The sequence below is a fragment of the Thalassobellus sediminis genome (assembly GCF_044386045.1).
In the GTDB taxonomy this organism is placed as follows: Bacteria; Bacteroidota; Bacteroidia; order Flavobacteriales; family Flavobacteriaceae; genus Thalassobellus; species Thalassobellus sediminis.
The window spans coordinates 35,553-55,766 of the sequence record NZ_JBISCD010000035.1 but is presented as its reverse complement, the minus strand read 5'-3'; the positions used below and the strand labels follow the sequence as shown (position 1 = coordinate 55,766).

The following is a 20,214-nucleotide window of genomic DNA, read 5'->3' as shown; positions in this document are numbered from 1 at the left end:
TTAATATCTTTTACAGAAGCTAAAAAATTACCATACAAACATCTACATAACCATTTCGTACCCCTTTTTACACTAATTTACACCTGTTAACATTTAATTATTAACTCTTAATTTGTAAATATAAATCTTAAATTAAATTTCATTGTTAAACTTAATTAAGATTTTTTCCAACTTTAATTAAGAGCCATCAAAACTAAACTATGAAATTAGCATTAATTTTTACATCACTATTTTGCCTTATTTTTTCTAGTATATCATCACAAACCTCATCAATAATTACAATAGATTATAATATTGATGAAGGCGCATCAAACCAAGTAGCTAGTGGTATGTTACATGGCATAGACGCTGTTCCTTCTCAATACTTAATTGATGGCTTAAAAATTAATGCTATAAGAGGCGCAGATTATTATCCAAACCTACCCAGTTATTTTGAGCAACCTATTTACGACAGAGCTATAGCAACTGGTGCCAAATTAATGATAGGCTTGTATTATCATAGAGATCCAGGTCAATTTTACCCAGATACAGGAACTTTTGATGCATGGGCTACCATTTGTAAAGATATTTATAACGAGGCTCAAACAAGGAATCTTGATGTTTATTCATGGATTACATGGAATGAACCACGTTTACAATGGGGAAATAGTGGTACTAATAGACAGCGATACTTTGCAGCTCACGATGTTGCCTATAAAGCAGTAAAATCTATAAATCCAGAAGCACGAATTCAAGCGCCTGAAGACCACGCTTATAATTTTGAATTTATGAAACAATTCTTAAATTTTTGCAAAACAAACAATTGCATACCAGAGGTACTAGCATGGCATGAATTATCTCCAGACCCTTTAGATGTAGAAGCACATTGTTTAGAATTAAAAACATGGATGCTAAACAATGGAATAAATCCTATGCCCATGGCAGTAACAGAATACCAAGGACAATCTTATTCTAATGACTTTACTTCTATACCAGGTGTTAATGTATATTACCTAGCCTCCATGGAACGAGCCGTTAAACATGGTTTTGAATTTGGATTACATGCATGTTGGTCGCGTACAGGAGAAGACCCACAGTTTGTAGCAACACTAGCAGATATGGCTACTTACGACAATCCTGTTACACCAAGAGGATTATGGTGGAATTATAATGCATATAAAGACATGACAGGAAGAAAAGTTGGCGTAAATGTTATTGGAGCAAACTCTGATGCTCTCGCAAGTTCAGATGACGCTATGAAAAGATCTGTTATCCTAATTGGTACAAGAAACTACTTTACTGCGCATGATGTCTCTTTAACACTTAATAATATACCAGATTATTTAACTACTAATAGTAAAGTTAATATACGAGTAGAATTAATTTCTGACGCTATGGTACTTACAAATCCTGAAGTAGTAATTGCTAACGATTATGTTATATCAAACAACGCTGTTACTTTAACATTACCGCAAATGGCTCCAAAAAGCTCTTATGCCATATATGTTACAGCTGCTACAAACGATGCAGCCATAACATCATATGAAGTAGAAAACCTTACTATTAAAAGTTCTTTTACCACAGGAACTCCTCATTATACATTTAACGAAACCATTGCTAGCGGTGGTTTTGCAACAGCTTTAGAAGCTAACGCTATAGGAGATTTTGTAGAATATACAATACCATCTCCTGGAGCAGGTATCTATAATGTATCTGCCATTTTTAAAAGCGGACCTAATCGTGGTTTTTTACAAGTATATGTTGATGGAAAAGCAACGTTTCCTCCCGAAGATTTATATGAAAATGTAAACACTTATTATGAAAATGACTTTGGTAATATTGAACTAGGAACTGAAGATTTAAATTTAAGATTTGAAGTTGTTGGACAGCACCCAAATACCACAGGAAATATAATGGTGTTTGACAGATTTGATTTAACACGTTTAGGAAACGCACCTACAGCAAGTACAAATGATGTAGCAAACACTGTAGATTTAAAAATTTACCCCAACCCTACTTCAGATAACATAACTATTAAAATGGATACTAATTTTGGAACTAACTCAAATTTATATTTATATGATAATACTGGTAGAGTAATGATTAATAAAAAACTGCCTAAAAACATTAATACTATAGATATTAGCCATTTAACATCTGGAATTTATTTTGTCAAAATAATAAATGCAGAACACACAATAATAAAACGTATTACTAAAAAATAAACACAAAAAGACCTTACTACTAAATTATGTTAACAACTATTAAAAACATCTACAAGAAGATGCTTTTTTTATAAGAAATTAACATGGAAAAATATTGAAACAGGTTCATATCCTAATCGTTAGCATTCATTTCCCTAATCAGAATATCCACACTTTCTTTTAGCAATCGAGTAAATGTTATGGGAATTAGAATTTATTATATGTGACATTCGTTGAAACACAGATACTCTGATACTCTAATATCAAAATAAATCAAATATGAAAAAGATCTTTCTCACCATAATTCTAATCATTACTGTAAATAGGGTTAGCATTTGTCAAACTTCAAATGAAACTCAATCAGATATATGGGTTGGAAGTTGGAGCTGTGCAAATTATGCAGCAGGCTCAAATAACACCCCTCCCGCTCCCTTTTTAGCCAATAATACATTACGCCAAGTTATAAGAGTATCAATTGGTGGAGATACATTACGTTTAAAGCTTTCCAACAAAACCTGCTCAACACCTGTTACAATGAACGTTGTAAATGTTGCAGTTTCGCAAGGAGGGAGTGCAGTTGATGCTGCGACAATTACCTCTTTAAAATTCAATGGAAGTTCATCCATAACAATAGATCCATACTCTTCTGTAGTTTCAGATCCTATTGCTTTTCCGTTAACTCCAAATATGCGTGTAGCAATAACCATTTATTATGGACAGGTAGTTTCTTCCTCAGACATAACAAGTCATGTAGCATCACGAACCGATTCGTATATTCTTGCAAGCGATCACGCATCGTCAGCTTCTTTTAGTGGTGCAACTGTAACTGCACATTGGTTTCATATTAATACAATCGACGTTATAGCTGCAAATACTGCCGGTTGTGTTGGTGTATTGGGAAATTCTATTACTGATGGTTTTGGATTACACGGTGGTTTGCAAAATCGATGGACAGACATTTTTTCTGAGCAGTTACTAAATGATGATCGAACCAAGAATGTTGGTGTTTTAAACCTAGGTATAGGAGGTTCGTTGATAAGAACTTCTGGAATTAGTCGCTACAAAGAAGATCTTCTAGCGCAGTCTGGTTTGCGCTGGATAATCATTTTTTATGGCACCAATGATATTTATTCTAATGCCTCTGCAACTTCTATCATTAATGCATACAAAACAATCATCAACAATGCCCATGCAAGAAATATTAAAGCCTATGGTGCTACAATAACACCATTTAAAGGCAGTGGTCACTATTCAGCAGCTCACGAAATTGTTCGAAATGATGTAAATACATGGATTAGGACACCAGGAAATTTTGATGCCTGCATAGATTTCGACAAAGCTATTCGTGATCCGAATGATATAGAAAAATTATTGAAAAAATATTCAAACGATTGGTTGCATCCTAATGTTGATGGTTATGCCTTTTTAGGTAAGTCAGTCGACCTGGACTTATTTACGGAAATTGATGAAAACACACTTGTTGAGGCTGATGCAGGTTCAGACCAAGTAGCCGTTGATTACGATAATGATGGCATTGAGTCTATTAAACTGGATGGTTCGGCAAGCTATGCTTTTGGAGATAATATTGTGTCGTACAAATGGAGTAAAAATGGCACTCAGTTTGCCACAGGAAAAACAGCAACTGTTTCTCTTGCTTTGGGCATTCATATTATTACCTTAACTGTAGCCGATAAAAATGGTACCATAGATTCCGATGAAGTTACAATTGAGGTCACAAAAGATAGAAGAAAATAAGAACAATATTATAATTTTTCCAAATCCATTTTGCAATCAAGTAAATATCCAGCGTATCACTTCTCCATCGATCGTTAGCATAATGAACATTTTTGGACAAGAGATACACAAAGAAAAAACATTAAATTCTCAATTAGAAATCAACGTGACAAATTATCAAAAAGGTCATAAAGAACTAATAATGACCCCTGTATTTACAATATATTGATTGAATTATATAGCCCACTAAAAGTCAAATTCGGTCAATAAGAATAAAGTGTTATCATCGCCCTTTAAGACAAATAAAATAATGACAAATGCTTTATATAAAAAAATTAAACAAGCACATAATTCTCAATAACAATCTAATTGTATTTTAAGCATACTTACCTGATTTGTTTATTGTTATGCATTTCTTCTGAAGTCGAAATAAAAAAACAATTCACATTAGGTTTATTTTTTTAAATAAGCCACAACATTAGCTTCAATACGCTCTTGTATATTACTTACATCTGCCTTAACAAAAGTTTCACCTGTAATATTTTCATAAAGTTCTATATAACGATCACTAACCGATTGAATATACTCGTCGCTCATAAAAGGAACTGTTTGTCCTTCTAAGCCTTGAAAGTCATTAGCTATTAACCATTGACGCACAAACTCTTTAGAGAGTTGTTTTTGAGCCTCTCCTTTATCTTGACGTTCTTGATAGCCTTCAGCATAAAAATAACGAGATGAATCTGGTGTGTGTATTTCGTCTATTAAAACAATTTTACCGTCGTTGGTTTTTCCGAATTCGTATTTGGTATCTACTAAAATTAAACCACGAGAAGCTGCAATTTCAGAACCACGTTGAAATAATTTACGGGTGTAATCTTCAAGAACAATGTAATCTGCTTCTGAAACAATACCACGTTTTAAAATGTCTTCACGAGAAATATCTTCATCATGATCACCCATTTCTGCTTTTGTAGCTGGTGTAATAATTGGCTCTGGAAACGCATCGTTTTCCTTCATTCCTTCTGGCATTGCTACACCACAAAGTATGCGTTTTCCTAATTTATACTCGCGTGCTGCATGTCCAGACATATATCCACGAATAACCATTTCTACTTTAAAAGGTTCGCATAAATGCCCTACTGCTACATTAGGGTCTGGTGTGGCTGTTAACCAGTTAGGAACTAAATCCTGGGTAGCTGCCATCATTTTTGTAGCTATTTGGTTTAATATTTGTCCTTTGTACGGTATACCTTTTGGCATCACGACATCGAACGCCGATAACCTATCGGTTGCAACCATTACCAATTCTTCATCGTTAATATTATAAACGGCTCTTACTTTTCCTTTGTACAGGCTTTTTTGACCTGGGAAATTAAAATTTGTATCTATTATTGTATTACTCATTATTTATTAAAACTGTTTATTCGTTTATGAGTTTATTTGTTTATGAAACACTTAGAATGCGCTTAATGCTAAATTTAGTTTCTATTATTGTTTTTAACTAAAAGTCTTAGCCCTGATCGATGCGGCATCCTTTTTTGCCATTAAAAGCAAAAAGATATAGCTGAAAGCAGGAATAGCTTTTTATATTTTTTATTTTATTTAAAACGTTTAGACTGCTAACTAAACTAATCTCTGTTTTCGATGCTTTTATAAGCTTCAATAACTTTTTTAACTAGTTTATGACGAATAACATCTTTATCGTCTAAAAATATCATGCCTACACCTTCTACATTTTTCAAAATTAATAAGGCTTCCTTTAATCCTGAAATAGTACGACGAGGCAAATCTATTTGACCAGGATCTCCGGTTAACAAAAACTTGGCATGCTTACCCATACGGGTTAAAAACATTTTCATTTGCGCATGCGTTGTGTTTTGTCCTTCGTCTAAAATAACAAAAGCATTATCAAGCGTACGCCCACGCATAAATGCTAGAGGTGCTATTTGAATCGTTCCGTTTTCTATATAATGCGCCAATTTTTCGGGTGCAATCATATCGCGCAACGCATCGTACAAAGGTTGCATGTACGGATCTAGTTTTTCTTTTAAATCGCCTGGTAAAAACCCAAGATTTTCGCCTGCTTCTACCGCTGGACGTGTTAAAATAATTCGCTTTACCTCTTTGTTTTTTAATGCCTGAACTGCTAACGCAACGCCTGTATAGGTTTTTCCTGTACCTGCTGGCCCAATGGCAAAAACCATATCGTTTTTACGCATAAGCTCTACCATTTTACGTTGGTTTGCTGTTTGCGCTTTTATTAATTTACCACCAACACCATGCACAATTACTTCGCCGCTTTGTTTTGATGTGGCATAATCATCGCTACTTTGACTTGTTAAAACACGTTCAATAACATTTTCGTCTAGTTTATTATACTTTCCAAAATGTTTTAAAAGCATGGTAATACGTCGGTCGAATTCTTCTAGCAATTCTTCATCTCCAAAAGCTTTTATTTTATTTCCACGTGCAACAATTTTTAATTTTGGAAAATATTTTTTAAGAAGTTCAATATTAACATTCTGTGCTCCAAAAAACTCTTTTGGAGAGATTTCTTCTAGTTCGATAATTATTTCGTTCAAAGGCGTTGTTTTAATTTTTAAAAATATGTGTTATCAGACCAAATGATTTATTAGTTTTGTATCTCACACATGTGAAACTCAAAAATACATAAATTTGAGTGACCTAACGCTAAAAACATATCAACAATTTTGCCAATGGCAATCATAACTTTAACAACCGATTTTGGAGAAAAAGATCACTTTGCTGGCGCAACAAAAGGCGCTATTTATAGTGAGTTACCTGATGTTAAAATTGTTGATATCTCACATTCGGTTTCACCCTTTAGTATTCCTGAAGCGGCTTACATTATACAAAACGCATATAATAGCTTCCCTAAAGGTACGATTCATATTATTGGTATTGATTCTGAAATAAACCCCGAAAACAAACACATTGCTTTAAAATTAGACGATCATTATTTTATTTGTGCTAACAATGGTATTATGAGTATGATTTGTTCTGAAATAGCTCCAGAAAAAATTGTTGAAATTAATATTCATGATAAGATACAAACCAGTTTTCCTGTACTAGATGTTTTTGTAAAAGTGGCTTGCCATATTGCACGTGGCGGTACGCTAGAGGTTATTGGTAAAACTATTAGCAATATTAAGCCTCTTAAAAACATAGTACCTTATGTAAATGATGATAAGTCTCAAATTATTGGAAGTATTATTTATATTGATAATTATGGTAATGTGGTTACTAACATTAAACGTAGCTTTTTTGAAACCATACAAAAAGGACGCGCTTTTGAAATTTCGGCAAGACATTATAAGTTCAAAAAAATATATAATAAGTACAGTGATATTGTTAATTTTGAAATTCCTGATGAAAAACGACAAGATGAAGGTAGGGGTTTAGTAGTTTTTAATTCTGGTAATTTTTTAGAAATTGCAGTTTACAAAAGTAACAGCGCTACTGTAGGAAGTGCCTCAAGTTTAATGGGACTTGGTTTAATGGATACTGTAAGTGTTAATTTTATTACCAAACCTATTAGTACAACTGAAAATGATATTTTGCAAAACGCTACTAAAACAAGAAGCTTTTAACTATGTTTGTTAGAATTGTTAAAATGGGATTTTATAAAAAGAACATAGACATTTTTCTTAAAAATTTTGATGATTCGAAAACGATGATAAGAGCATTTAAAGGTTGTTTTTTTAGAATTATATAGAGATAAAAACGATTCAAATATATTTTTTACATACAGCTATTGGGAAACAGAAGCTGATTTAGAACTTTACAGACAATCTGATTTATTTAAAAACGTTTGGAGTAAAACGAAACCGTTTTTTAGTATTAGACCTGAAGCTTGGAGTGTTGATAAATTAGAAAGTTTAAAATAATTTTTTTATGCTAGGAAGAACTCATTTATTCTTTGGGATTTTAATAGTTATTGGTTTCCTATTAACAGGACAATACATGCATCATAATTACAACCATCTAAAAGATATGGAATTAATGAATCGTGCTCTTTTTAGAGCGGGGCATTTATATATTCTACTTTTTGGACTTATTAACGCTGCTCTTGGAGCTCATTTAAAACTCTCCAATACTAAATGGGTTAAAACAATACAGCAAATAGGTTCTGTTATTATATTTCTAGCAAGTTTTCTAGTTATTTATGGTTTCTTTACAGAATTACCTACAGAGGGAATAAAAAGACCAATAACTCGTAATAGTTTATATCTAATTCTTGCTGGGGTTTCTATTCATGGTTTAATATCTTTGGTTAAAATTAATACTATAAAAAATTAAATGTACGCCATATTTAAAAAAGAAATAAACTCATTTTTTGCATCACCCATTGGATATTTGGTAGTTGCTATTTTTCTACTACTAAACGGTTTGTTTTTATGGCTATTTAAAGGTGAATTCAATATTTTAGATTATGGTTTTGCCGATTTATCTCCTTTCTTTTTATTAACACCTTGGATATTAATATTCCTTATACCTGCGGTTACTATGCGTAGTTTTTCTGATGAAAAAAAACAGGGTACGCTTGAGCTTTTAGTTACAAAACCGATATCGTACTCTCAAATTGTTTTAGGTAAATATTTTGGTGCTTTTATTTTAATTTTAATTGCCATATCACCTACTCTATTATACGTTTATACCGTTTTCCAATTAGGAACACCTGTTGGCAATTTAGATATTGGGAGTACTTTAGGGTCTTATTTCGGACTCCTTTTTTTAATTGCTGCTTATACTGCCATTGGTATATTTGCTTCTACATTATCAGACAACCAAATTGTAGCGTTTATTACAGCTGTATTCCTTTGCTTTATATTTTATATTGGTCTTGAAGGTATTGCAGAATATGCTTCAAGTAATTTAATAGAACAATTAAGTATGAGTTCGCATTATAAAAGTATGAGCCGTGGCGTACTAGACACAAGAGATATTATATACTTTTTAAGTATTACCATACTTTTTTTAGCATTTACAAAGTTAAACTTGAATAAAGAATAGAAATGATTATAACACCTACTTTTGTTATTTTATTAATTATAGTATTCGTTCTGGTATGGCTGTTTATTAATACCATAGACAATCGAAAATGGCTAACGTTTTTATTAAGTATCCTACTAACACCAATAGCTTATTTTTATGTTGTGTATCCTATTATAAATATTTTTAGTAGTTATCAGCATGAAAAATATTTTAAGTCCGAAGCCTGGAAAGAAACCCCTAGACTTCGCTATGAAATGTTAAATAACATTATTGAAGATAGTCTGTTAGTTGGGAAAAGCAAGTCTGAAATTAATGCGATTTTAGGTGCCAGCGAATGGTATGGATGGGATGATGCTATTAAAGCAAATACACCAGAAAAATGGAATTATAATTTAGGTTTTAAACCAGGTGCCTTTAATGATATGCAAGAATGTATCGAGTTAGAATTCACCAACAATACCGTTAAAACAGTTAGACAATATCAATTAGAAAAAACCTTTGAATAAAACGATAAAACACATAGCAATCCTAATAATTGCTTTAATAGCTATTAATATTTTAAGTTATCAAGCTTTTAAACGTTTTGATTTAACCAAGGATGGGCGTTACACGCTAAGCGATGCTTCTACAAATATTATTAAAGATGTAGAATCTCCTATCATTGTTGATGTATTTTTAGATGGCGAAGATTTTCCTTCGGAATTTAGAAGGCTTCAACGAGAAACTAAACAGTTACTAGAAGAGTTTTCTACAAAAAACAATCATATTATTTTTCATTTTATAAATCCTCTTGAAGAAGAATCAACACGAGAACGCAACATACAGCAATTAAGCGCACGCGGACTCACACCTATGCAATTAAGTGTAGAAGAAAGTGGGAAATCTTCGCAAGCCGTTATTTTCCCATGGGCGTTAGCGAGTTATAAAGATCAAACCGTTGTTATTCCTCTTATAAAAAACAAAATTGGAGCTACACAACAAGAATTAGTAACCAATTCGGTTCAGCATTTAGAATATGCCTTTGCTAACGGATTTAACAAACTAACAAAACCAAAACATAAAAAAATCGCCATTTTAAAAGGTAATAAAGAACTCGAAGATAAATACATAGCCGATTTTGTTAAAAAAATTGGTGAGTATTATTATATAGCGCCTTTTACATTAGATAGTGTTTCTAATAATCCACAAAAAACACTTAATGAGTTAAATACTTATGACTTAATCATATCTGCAAAACCAACGGAAGCTTTTTCAGAAAAGGAAAAACTTGTTTTAGATCAATATACCATGAATGGTGGTAAAAGTCTTTGGCTTATAGATGCTGTTGCCATGGAAAAAGATAGTTTGTATAATGACACTGGAAGCAATTTAGCTGTTCCCAGAGATTTAAACTTAACCGATTTCTTTTTTAAATACGGTGTTCGCATTAATCCTGTAATGATAAGCTCGCTTTACTCTGCTCCTATTACAGTTGCTATGGGCGATGGTAGCGATTCTCAATTTCAGCATTTAAGATGGCCTTATTCGCCTTTGGCTGGTACAAATAGTCATCACCCAATCGTTAACAATTTAGATTTGGTGGAATTTGATTTTGCAAATCAAATAGACACCTTAAAAAATACAATTAAAAAAACCATTCTTTTAGAAACGGCTCCTTTAACAAAACTTGAAAGCACGCCGAGAGAAATAAATCTACAGGTCGTTACAGAAAATCCCAACCCTGCCCTTTTTAATAAAGGCCAACAAACACTTGCTGTACTTTTAGAAGGTAAATTTAATTCGGTTTATAGCAATCGTGTAAAACCGTTTAAGCTTCAAGAAGACAAAACAAAAAGCTCAACTACTAAAATGATTATTATTGCTGATGGAGACGTTATTAAAAACGATGTTGTTAGAAATAAACCTCAAGAATTAGGTTTTGATCGCTGGACCGGAAAAAACTATGGTAACAAAGAATTTTTACTGAATTCGGTTAATTACCTATTGGACGATAACGGACTTATAAACATTCGCTCTAAAGAAATAGCCGTTGCCTTTTTAGATAAACAAGAAATAACTGCTAAAAAAACTAAATGGCAGCTTATAAATATCGCATTACCATTGGGTTTACTAACTCTATTCGGATTCATTTTTAATTACCTTAGAAAGAAAAAATACGCTCACTAAATGTTAATAAGTTTGTTTCCAAATATAGACTGTTTGGAATATATTTGTAGGTAGTATTACTTCTTTAAGCGAAGTTAATTTTATGAAACATTTATAACTAATCAAGTTTTTAACTTAATTATTTACGAATGTTGCATTTTTTGTACTAAGTGAAGTCGAAATATGTAATAAAAAAATTAAAAATATCACATGAAGTTTATTGTATCAAGCACATATTTATTAAAACAATTACAAGTTTTAGGTGGCGTTATAAATAGTTCTAACACCTTACCTATTTTAGATAATTTTTTATTTGAATTAGAACACACCAAACTTACTGTCTCTGCAAGCGATTTAGAAACAACCATGGCGTCTTCTTTAGATGTTGAAAGCGAAAGTAAAGGTAGTATAGCTATACCTGCACGTCTATTATTAGACACTTTAAAAACTTTTCCAGAGCAACCCTTAACGTTTGTTGTTGAAGACAATAACACTATTGAAATAAGCTCTAACCATGGTAAATATGCTTTAGCTTACGCTGATGGAAACGAATTTCCTAAAGCTGTAGCACTTGAAGACCCTAGCAAAACCATAATTACTGGAGATATTTTGGCTACAGCTATTAGTAAAACTATTTTTGCTGCTGGTAACGATGATTTACGCCCAGTAATGAGTGGAGTATTTTTTCAATTTTCAACAGAAGGCTTAACATTTGTAGCTACTGATGCTCATAAGTTAGTAAAATATACACGTGAAGACGTTAAAGCTAATCAGGTTGCAGAATTTATTATGCCTAAGAAGCCTTTAAATCTTTTAAAAGGGATATTAGCAGCAAGTGAAGATGAAGTAACCATTGAATACAACGAATCGAATGCTAAATTTACTTTTGATAATTCAGAACTAATTTGTCGTCTAATCGATGGAAAATATCCTAATTACGAAGCCGTAATACCAAAAGAAAATCCAAACAAATTAGCTATAGACAGAACTCAGTTTTTAAATTCTGTGCGTCGTGTTAGTATTTTCTCTAACAAAACAACACATCAAATACGTTTAAAAATTGCTGGAGCTGAATTAAATATTTCAGCAGAAGATATTGATTACAGCAATAAAGCTGAAGAGCGTTTAACGTGTGATTACCAAGGAGATGATATGCAAATTGGTTTCAATTCTCGTTTTTTAACTGAAATGCTAAACAACTTAAATTCTGATGACGTACAATTAGAAATGAGCATGCCAAACAGAGCAGGAATTTTAACTCCTGTTGATGGTCTTGACGAAGGCGAACATATTACGATGCTTGTTATGCCTGTAATGCTAAATAGCTAAAAATCTATTTCTGCAAAAGCAAAAAAAAAAAAACACTTTACCAACTAAACAAACTAAACCATTGCTTTTGTAATATAAAAACGCTCACCAAATGGTGAGCGTTTTGCTTATCTCATACTAACAAAATAACTAATAAAATTAAAAGAGATAACAGATTTAATTAATAAAATTAAAAGTAAAGGGATACACTGGAGTTTCTCCTCTACTTGCTTTTACCGCATTTACAATAGGATAAATTATAGATACAATTCCTAAAACTAAAAACCCAAATAACCCTAAGCCTAAAAACAGTATTAAAGGAATACATATAATAAAGTATACTATTAAACTTAATTGAAAGTTTATAATATTTTTACCATGTGCATCCATTTGATACACTTTATCTTTTTGAGTTAGCCACAATACCAGTGGAAGCAACAAACTTCCAAACCCAGTAAACAATGTAATTAACTGGCTTAAATGGGTAATAACTATTAATTGGTTGTCTTCTCTCATGATGGTGATTTTATTGATTGATAACAATATGACGCTAGAACAAACTAAATGTTACAAATATTTTTTTTGATAATTGATAAATATCAGTTATAATGTCTAGTAATAAAGTAATTTTGTTGCTCTTTTAAGATTATAAAATTTATGGATTTTATTAATACAAACTATCTAGCATTATTTACAATTATATGTATTGGATTTATTATTGGAAATATTAAAATAAAAGGTATCTCATTAGATATTTCAGCTATTATTTTTGTTGCTTTATTTTTTGGACACTTAGGGGTTTCATTACCTGATATTTTACAAAAAATAGGCCTCATACTATTTATCTATACCATTGGGCTACAAGCTGGTCCTGGTTTTTTTGACTCTTTTAAAGAACAAGGTAAAAATTTAGTTATCATGTCGGTTGTTATTGTTTTATCTGCAGCCATTATTGCACTACTAGCTATTTTAATTTTAGATATAGAAAAACCCATTGCTATAGGTTTAATGGCTGGTGCATTAACAAGCACACCAGGTCTAGCCACTGCCATTGATGTAACACATTCTCCTTTAGCTTCTATAGGATATGGTATTGCTTACCCTTTTGGTGTTATTGGTGTTATTTTATTTATAAAATTATACCCTAAATTTTTTAGAATAAGTATACCAAAAGAAGAAGCTTCTTATGAAGCAAAAACTGAAAGTCTTTATGAAGAAATTACAAGAAGTCATTTTGTTGTAGAGAATGAAAGCGCTATCAATAAAACTATTGAAGCATTAAGAGTGCGTTCTATGACTAAAGGAGTTATTTCAAGAGTTATGCATGAAGGAAAAGCATTTACTCCACAAAACGATACTGTTTTACATAAAGGAGACTATGTTAAAGTTGTAGGTAGCAAAGAAGCATTAAAAAGAGTTGAACTACTTATTGGTCCTGAAGTAAATGTTCAGATACCTTTAGGAGGACAATATATGATTCAATCATTTTTATTAACTAAAACCGAGTTAGTAAACACACCTCTTGGAGAACTTAATCTACTAAACAATTACAATGCATCAGTAACACGAATTAGGCGAAGTGGAATCGATTTATCTCCAAGTCCAAGTTTAAAGCTACAAATGGGTGACAAACTAATGATTGCTTGTTCTAAAGAAAACACCCTTCAAATTTCTAATTTAATTGGAGATAATAAAAGTAAACTTTCAGACACTAATTTCTTTCCTTTAGCATTAGGTATTGTAATTGGTATTTTAGTTGGAGGTGTCTCCCTTTCCTTTGGGGATTCAATAACTTTTAATTTAGGTCTTACAGGAGGGGTATTAATAGTTGCCATGATTTTAGGGCGAGTTGGTAAAACTGGAAATGTTTTATGGGTAATGAGTGGTAATTCTAACCAACTGTTAAGACAATTTGGTTTAATGCTATTCTTAGCTTCTGTAGGAACTAAAGCTGGATCTACATTAGTAGAAACTTATTTACAATACGGTATAAAACTATTTTTGGTTGGAGGTGTTATTACACTTTTACCAATGATACTAGCAGCCATAATAGCTAAGTTATTTTTTAAAACAAATGCATTGATCTTTTTAGGAACTATAACAGGTGCAATGACAAGCACACCAGGGTTAGCAGCTATAGACACTATGACTAAAACCAATGCTGCATCTGTAGCTTATGCAACAGTGTATCCTATAGCTATGGTTCTTTTAATTATATGCGCTCAAATATTAGGGCTTTTCTTTTAAAAACAGTTATAATAATTACTAATTATCTTTTTTCTTCATCACTAAAAAAGGAATATCTATTTTAAAAGCAAATGTTTCAACTGGGTGCTTAGTAAAAAAACGTTCAAAAAAAGAATGCTTCTCATCCATAAATGATAACATATCTATATTGTTATTTTCAATAAACTTATGAACAACATCGTATGTGTCTCCCTTTTTAACCTCAAGAAGTTCATGTTTAACATTTTTAAAATAAAATTTAAAGAAATCGAAAATACTATTTTGGTTTTGATCAATATGTTTTTCATCAGGTATATGAAGCACTTTTAAGGAAGAATCAAACAGTGATATAAAATCTTTTAAAGGTTCTAAAGTTTTAATATTAGCAGCTAATAAATTACTTGCAGTAAAAGCTATATTATTTAAACCCGAAAACTTACAGCCATCAGGAATTGCCAAAACAGGAACATGACATCGTTGCATAACATGAACCGTATTAGTTCCAAATATCACTTTTTCTAAACCAGATGCGCCTTTGGTTCCCATGATAATTAAATCTACATCGTATTTTTCACAAGCTTGATTAATGGAGTCTACGAAATTATCGTAATCAACGATAGAATAAAGTGTATGCTTATCGTTTTTATAACGTGAATCAATTTTTTTAATAATATTTGTAATTGATTTTTTTGCAGCATCAACAATAGTATTATAAATAGTTGCAGCTGGAGAAATAGACATCATATCATCACTAATAAACGAAGATGCTTTTTGCACATTAAGAATATAAAAATTACATGGTATATTCTTATACAATTCAACCGCATAATTTATTGCGTTTATAGAATTTTTAGAAAAATCGGTTGGTAATAATATATTTTTCATGTCTCTAAAAATTTGATTACAAAGTAAATATAACCATGTTAGTAATTTAAAACTATGATAATTGTCAGTTCAAAAAAATTCATACAACCTATAAAACAAAAAAAATTAGTATAATATTTTAAAGCATTGTATTTTCGGCACAATAAATGTTATCTCTTACGTTAACAACTACAAATTTGATATATATATGACACGCATATTATTTCTTTTTATATTACTCACAACACTAATCAGTAAAGCACAAAACAATGCTATTGGCACCAATGAAAAATTAGTATATACAGCCTCTTACAATATGTCTGGAATATTAACAGACTTAGCTGAAGTTACCATGGCAACAAGTACTATTAAAACATCTAAAGCAACACTTTTAAGGCTTAAGTGCACTGCAGCAACATACAGTAAATGGGATAATTTTTTTAAAATAAGAGATTTATATGAAAGCTATGTAAACCCAAAAACATTAACACCTTATTTATATAATAGAGACCTTAATGAAGGAGGTTATCATAAAAATGTAAAATACAATTTCAGTCACAAAACCAAAACAGTAAACTCCACACTAAAAAAGAAAAACAATTACGAATTAAAGAGAAGTGTTGCTATAGGTTCCAACACAAAAGATATTGTATCTACAATGTATTATATTAGACTTTTAGACTATAAAACTATGTCTAAAGGCAGCACAAAAACTATTACTATTATTTTTGACAGTAAAGAGATTAAAGGTGTAATAACCTTTTTAGGAAAAGAAACCATTAATACTGCTATTGGAAATAAAGAATGTTATAAACTAGCAATAAGCTCTAATCAAAAAAATGCATTGCAAGGACAAAATAGTAATTTTTTATGGCTAACAGCAGATGAGAATAAGATTCCTATTTACGGTAAATTTAAAATCCCTGTTGGCAATGGTGAATTAAAAATAAAATCGGTTTCTGGGTTAAAAAATTAATTAAATGAAAAAAATTTCTACCATTTTAGCAATAATATTTTCTGTTTTAGCAATCATACTAGCAGTGTTACCTGTATCTAACCTTGCCATTATACCTGCTATTCTTTCTCTTGCATTTGGCTTGTTTGCTTTTTATTTATCTAAAAAAACAGGGCATGCAAAAAAAATAATTCAATTTACTTTTTTTCTTACTATTGCAGCCCTCTCCATAACTATTTACAAATCCGTTTTCACAACTACACAGGTCGCAAGTACAGAAGGATTAGAAGAAACAGAAGCTAAACTAGAAGAAGAATCTATTAACGAATTAGAGAGTATAGAAATAGATGATTTTGAAATTGATGAATCTGAACTAGAAAATATCGATCTAGAGCAGTAGGCAATTTCTTCTTTTGTTATATATTTGCAATTAGTACTAAAATAATTAAGCTAAGCAAGCTATCATGTCTTAAAAGACTATTATAACATGAAAACCTTCTGGATTCTCTCTATATTTACATTAATAGGCACTTGTGCTACACAAAAGTACACTACTAAAATTCAAAATGTTAAAGATAATATTAAATTAGAAGACAGTACTCTTGTTTTTAAATATGCAAATACAATCAATTCAGAAGAATTAAGCACGCATTTATATAAATATGCATCCGAAAAATTTATGGGGCGTGCAGTTGGTGAAGAAGGCCAAAAAAAAGCAGCAGAATTTATTAAAGACTATTATATAGCTGAAGGTGTAGAATCTGCTTTTGGAGGCTCAAATTATTATCAAACCATACCTAAAAGTTTCTTTAATGATGAATATAATGCCTCTGAAAACGTTTTGGCATTTATTGAAGGCACTGAAAAACCTGATGAAATAATAATAATTTCTGCGCATTTAGACCATCTTGGAATTAATGAAGACGGACAAATAAATTATGGAGCAGACGATGATGGTTCTGGCACAGTAGCTATAATGGAAATGGCTCAAGCTTTTCAATTAGCTAAGAAAGAAGGTTACGGTCCTAAACGAAGTATTTTATTTTTACATCTTACAGCAGAAGAAATTGGAAAAAAAGGGTCAGAATATTATGTAAACAATCCTGTTTTTCCTTTAAAAAATACCATTGCGAACCTGAATATAGATATGATAGGACGCATTGACGACATTCATAAAACTAACCAAAACTATTTGTACCTTATTGGATCTGATAGATTAAGCAAAGAATTACATTATATTTCTGAAAAAGTTAATGAAACTTTTTTTAATATAGATTTAGATTATAGATATAATGTTGAAGGTGAAATAAACAGTTATTACACCCGATCAGACCATTATAACTTTGCTATACATGGCATTCCTGTTATTTTCTATTTTAATGGAGAACATAAAGATTATCACAGACCTAGTGATACACCTGATAAAATTGAATACAAATTATTGGAAAAACGCACCAAATTCGTCTTTGCTACGGCATGGCAAATAGCAAATCAAGAACATACTTTGGTTGTAGATAAAGACAACCAACTGTTAAATTAGACTGAAATATTATAAATATTTCTTTTGCTTTTTGTAATATCGCTCTACTAAAACTAAAACTTATGAAATATGTCATAATAATTAAATTGAAAAGCACAAATTATTATTGACAAATTACATCTGATCTTAATTAATAAAAACTAACAGATGAAAAAACTATTTTTCCTTTTTTACGTGAGCCTCTTTATAACATCATGTAGCTCATCACAAAACAAAAAACAATCTAAAAACAGTACAGATGTAGTAGGTTATGCTAAAATAATTACTGCAAGCGAACTAAAAGAAATGCTTTACACCTATGCTTCCGACGAATTTGAAGGAAGGGAAACCGGGGAACCTGGTCAAAAAAAGGCCATAAAATATATTAAAGATTTTTATGTTTCTAACAATATTCCTTCTCCTATTGCTAAAGGTGATTATTTTCAAGAAATTCCAGAAGCTTTTTTTAATGGAAAGGCTAAGGCTTCAGAAAATGTTTTAGCATATATAAAAGGTTCTGAAAAACCAGATGAAATTATTATAGTATCAGCTCATTTAGATCATATTGGCATATCAGGTAATGGAGATATTAATAATGGAGCTGATGATGACGGTTCTGGTACAGTAGCAATCATGCAAATAGCCAAAGCTTTTAAAAATGCCGAAAAAGTAGGAAAGGGACCTAAACGAAGTATTTTATTTCTACATGTTACTGGAGAAGAAAAAGGACTATATGGTTCTCGTTATTATGCCGATGTAGATCCTGTTTTTCCTTTAAAAAATACCGTAGCCAATTTAAATATAGATATGATTGGCCGTATAGACAAAAGTCATGAAGAAAAAGCTAATTACTTATATTTAATAGGTTCTGACAGATTAAGCCAAGAATTACATGATATTTCTGAGGCTGTAAATAAAAAGTACTTCAATTTAGACTTTGACTATACATTTAATGACAAAAACGATCCAAATCGTTTTTACTACAGATCTGATCATTATAATTTTGCTAAAAAAAACATTCCTGTTATTTTTTACTTTAATGGCACACATGCCGATTATCATAAACCAACGGATACGCCAGATAAAATTAACTATGAATTTTTAGAAACTCGAACACGCTTAATTTTTCACACTGCTTGGGAACTAGCTAATCGTGATGAACGCGTAAAAGTGAATTAAACACTAAAAGCATAAAAACAAAAAAAGCCTTTCAATTTCTTGAAAGGCTTTTACTTTTTGGGTGGAAGACCGGATTCGAACCGGCGACCCTTGGTACCACAAACCAATGCTCTAACCAACTGAGCTACAACCACCGTGTAACGCATTTTGTAATGCGTGTGCAAATGTAATTTATTTCACTCTTATCTACAAAGACTTTTTTTAATATTTTACCTAGAAATTAAAAATAATTTCTGTAAAAAACCTAACTACTTTAAATCGAACAAACTATCAACAGCAACATAGCGCTCAACATTATACCCCTCTGCGTATTCAACTCCAATAAGTCTCCCCAAATCTTTTGCCCTATACATAATGCTATCGGTAAAGTTTTTACTAGAAATAGGAGTTTCAGGTTCATTACTGTCTTTATCATAAAACTGTGTTTGATAAGCCAAAACTGAAGCCATTTTTTTATCCATAAATCCTGTAACATCAACAGCAAAATCTGGCTCTAAACTTTTCCATTGCATATAATGATAAACTTGTTTAGGTCTCCATGCCCCCTGTAACTCCCCTTTAATATCAGTAGTTTCAATTTTCATCAATCCACTTAAAAAACAGGCGTCACTTACTAATTTACTACCTTTTCCATGATCAATATGTCTATCATCTACAGCATTACAAATCACTATTTCTGGCTTATACTTTCGTAACATTTTAATAATAGCTAATTGATGCGTTTTATCATTAACAAAAAAGCCATCAGCAAATTCCATATTCTCTCTTATAGTAATGCCTAATATCTTTGCTGCCTCAGATGCTTCTCTATCTCTTGTTTCAGCTGTACCTCTTGTACCTAGTTCTCCTCTTGTTAAATCTATGATCCCAACTTTTTTTCCAGAGGCAATCTCTTTTGCTAAGGTAGCTGCACAACCTAGTTCAACATCATCCGGATGCGCTCCAATGGCAAGTATATCTAATTTCATCTCTTATATTTATTTTGTATAATTATACGAATTAATCAATTGTGTTTTTAATTACAAATACTCCATTTTCCCTTCTTATTTTAAATAAAAGGCAAAATATCCGTATATCATTTAACA

Annotated in this window: 19 protein-coding genes, 1 tRNA gene and 1 pseudogene; 15 read left to right on the top strand and 6 right to left on the bottom strand. The window is 31.4% G+C overall.

What is annotated here, in order from left to right; all coding sequences use genetic code 11:
* Nucleotides 1–200 precede the first annotated feature (200 nt).
* The 3 genes from ACH5TW_RS01110 to ACH5TW_RS01100 all read left to right on the top strand — a co-directional run bounded on the left by ACH5TW_RS01110 (nt 201) and on the right by ACH5TW_RS01100 (nt 4,146).
* Nucleotides 201–2,204 (top strand): T9SS type A sorting domain-containing protein, encoded by a 2,004-nt coding sequence (locus ACH5TW_RS01110; RefSeq protein WP_439334632.1) that lies wholly within the window; start codon nt 201–203, stop codon nt 2,202–2,204.
* A gap of 258 nt (nt 2,205–2,462) precedes the next feature.
* Nucleotides 2,463–3,938: a GDSL-type esterase/lipase family protein gene (locus tag ACH5TW_RS01105; RefSeq protein WP_439334631.1), complete on the top strand. Its 1,476-nt coding sequence runs from the start codon at nt 2,463–2,465 to the stop codon at nt 3,936–3,938.
* The gene (locus ACH5TW_RS01100) at nt 3,898–4,146 is read left to right on the top strand and encodes a T9SS type A sorting domain-containing protein (protein ID WP_439334630.1); all 249 of its coding nucleotides are present in this window, start codon (nt 3,898–3,900) and stop codon (nt 4,144–4,146) included. Before ACH5TW_RS01105 ends, ACH5TW_RS01100 begins: the two co-directional genes overlap by 41 nt.
* 224 nt (nt 4,147–4,370) lie before the next feature.
* Here the strand turns inward: ACH5TW_RS01100 and ACH5TW_RS01095 are convergent, their stop codons facing one another.
* Both ACH5TW_RS01095 and ACH5TW_RS01090 read right to left on the bottom strand, forming a co-directional pair.
* Nucleotides 4,371–5,321, bottom strand: coding sequence for a phosphoribosylaminoimidazolesuccinocarboxamide synthase (locus ACH5TW_RS01095; RefSeq protein ID WP_439334629.1), 951 nt, complete (start codon nt 5,319–5,321; stop codon nt 4,371–4,373).
* A gap of 224 nt (nt 5,322–5,545) precedes the next feature.
* The gene (locus ACH5TW_RS01090; protein WP_439334628.1) at nt 5,546–6,499 is read right to left on the bottom strand and encodes a PhoH family protein; all 954 of its coding nucleotides are present in this window, start codon (nt 6,497–6,499) and stop codon (nt 5,546–5,548) included.
* 135 nt (nt 6,500–6,634) lie between these two features.
* Between ACH5TW_RS01090 and ACH5TW_RS01085 the strand changes: the two genes are divergently transcribed.
* From ACH5TW_RS01085 to dnaN, 7 genes and pseudogenes are all read left to right on the top strand, one after another.
* On the top strand, nt 6,635–7,528 hold the full coding sequence (locus ACH5TW_RS01085) for an SAM hydrolase/SAM-dependent halogenase family protein (protein ID WP_439334627.1): 894 nt from the start codon (nt 6,635–6,637) through the stop codon (nt 7,526–7,528).
* A gap of 2 nt (nt 7,529–7,530) precedes the next feature.
* A pseudogene (locus ACH5TW_RS01080) lies at nt 7,531–7,825 on the top strand (putative quinol monooxygenase).
* A gap of 7 nt (nt 7,826–7,832) precedes the next feature.
* Entirely contained in the window at nt 7,833–8,237 is a 405-nt protein-coding gene (locus ACH5TW_RS01075; protein WP_439334626.1) for a hypothetical protein, read from the top strand.
* Nucleotides 8,238–8,951, top strand: coding sequence for a gliding motility-associated ABC transporter permease subunit GldF (gene gldF / locus ACH5TW_RS01070; RefSeq protein WP_439334625.1), 714 nt, complete (start codon nt 8,238–8,240; stop codon nt 8,949–8,951).
* Nucleotides 8,952–8,953: 2 nt separating this feature from the next.
* Nucleotides 8,954–9,439: a hypothetical protein gene (locus ACH5TW_RS01065; RefSeq protein ID WP_439334624.1), complete on the top strand. Its 486-nt coding sequence runs from the start codon at nt 8,954–8,956 to the stop codon at nt 9,437–9,439.
* Nucleotides 9,432–11,099: a gliding motility-associated ABC transporter substrate-binding protein GldG gene (gene gldG / locus ACH5TW_RS01060; protein WP_439334623.1), complete on the top strand. Its 1,668-nt coding sequence runs from the start codon at nt 9,432–9,434 to the stop codon at nt 11,097–11,099. Before ACH5TW_RS01065 ends, gldG begins: the two co-directional genes overlap by 8 nt.
* A gap of 189 nt (nt 11,100–11,288) precedes the next feature.
* Entirely contained in the window at nt 11,289–12,407 is a 1,119-nt protein-coding gene (gene dnaN / locus ACH5TW_RS01055; protein WP_439334622.1) for a DNA polymerase III subunit beta, read from the top strand.
* Nucleotides 12,408–12,563: 156 nt separating this feature from the next.
* On the opposite strand, the gene ACH5TW_RS01050 is transcribed toward dnaN, so the two are convergent.
* Nucleotides 12,564–12,902, bottom strand: a complete 339-nt coding sequence (locus tag ACH5TW_RS01050; RefSeq protein WP_439334621.1) for a DUF4870 domain-containing protein — start codon at nt 12,900–12,902, stop codon at nt 12,564–12,566.
* A gap of 141 nt (nt 12,903–13,043) precedes the next feature.
* Between ACH5TW_RS01050 and ACH5TW_RS01045 the strand changes: the two genes are divergently transcribed.
* Nucleotides 13,044–14,633 (top strand): aspartate:alanine exchanger family transporter, encoded by a 1,590-nt coding sequence (locus ACH5TW_RS01045; RefSeq protein ID WP_439334620.1) that lies wholly within the window; start codon nt 13,044–13,046, stop codon nt 14,631–14,633.
* A gap of 18 nt (nt 14,634–14,651) precedes the next feature.
* Here the strand turns inward: ACH5TW_RS01045 and ACH5TW_RS01040 are convergent, their stop codons facing one another.
* Entirely contained in the window at nt 14,652–15,497 is an 846-nt protein-coding gene (locus ACH5TW_RS01040; RefSeq protein WP_439334619.1) for a universal stress protein, read from the bottom strand.
* A gap of 187 nt (nt 15,498–15,684) precedes the next feature.
* Here ACH5TW_RS01040 and ACH5TW_RS01035 point away from each other — a divergent pair, with 187 nt between their 5' ends.
* From ACH5TW_RS01035 to ACH5TW_RS01020, 4 genes are all read left to right on the top strand, one after another.
* On the top strand, nt 15,685–16,452 hold the full coding sequence (locus tag ACH5TW_RS01035) for a DUF3108 domain-containing protein (protein WP_439334618.1): 768 nt from the start codon (nt 15,685–15,687) through the stop codon (nt 16,450–16,452).
* Between the two features lie 4 nt (nt 16,453–16,456).
* Complete coding sequence (locus ACH5TW_RS01030; RefSeq protein WP_439334617.1) at nt 16,457–16,831, top strand: FUSC family protein; 375 nt, start codon at nt 16,457–16,459, stop codon at nt 16,829–16,831.
* Between the two features lie 87 nt (nt 16,832–16,918).
* A complete protein-coding gene (locus ACH5TW_RS01025) occupies nt 16,919–17,971 on the top strand; it encodes a M28 family peptidase (RefSeq protein ID WP_439334616.1) in 1,053 nt (350 codons plus the stop codon).
* A gap of 147 nt (nt 17,972–18,118) precedes the next feature.
* Complete coding sequence (locus ACH5TW_RS01020) at nt 18,119–19,129, top strand: M28 family metallopeptidase (protein ID WP_439334615.1); 1,011 nt, start codon at nt 18,119–18,121, stop codon at nt 19,127–19,129.
* A 59-nt stretch (nt 19,130–19,188) separates the two neighbouring features.
* On the opposite strand, the gene ACH5TW_RS01015 is transcribed toward ACH5TW_RS01020, so the two are convergent.
* Nucleotides 19,189–19,264: transfer RNA gene (locus tag ACH5TW_RS01015), tRNA-His, on the bottom strand.
* Nucleotides 19,265–19,377: 113 nt separating this feature from the next.
* Entirely contained in the window at nt 19,378–20,097 is a 720-nt protein-coding gene (gene bshB1, locus ACH5TW_RS01010) for a bacillithiol biosynthesis deacetylase BshB1 (RefSeq protein WP_439334614.1), read from the bottom strand.
* Between the last annotated feature and the right edge of the window lie 117 nt (nt 20,098–20,214).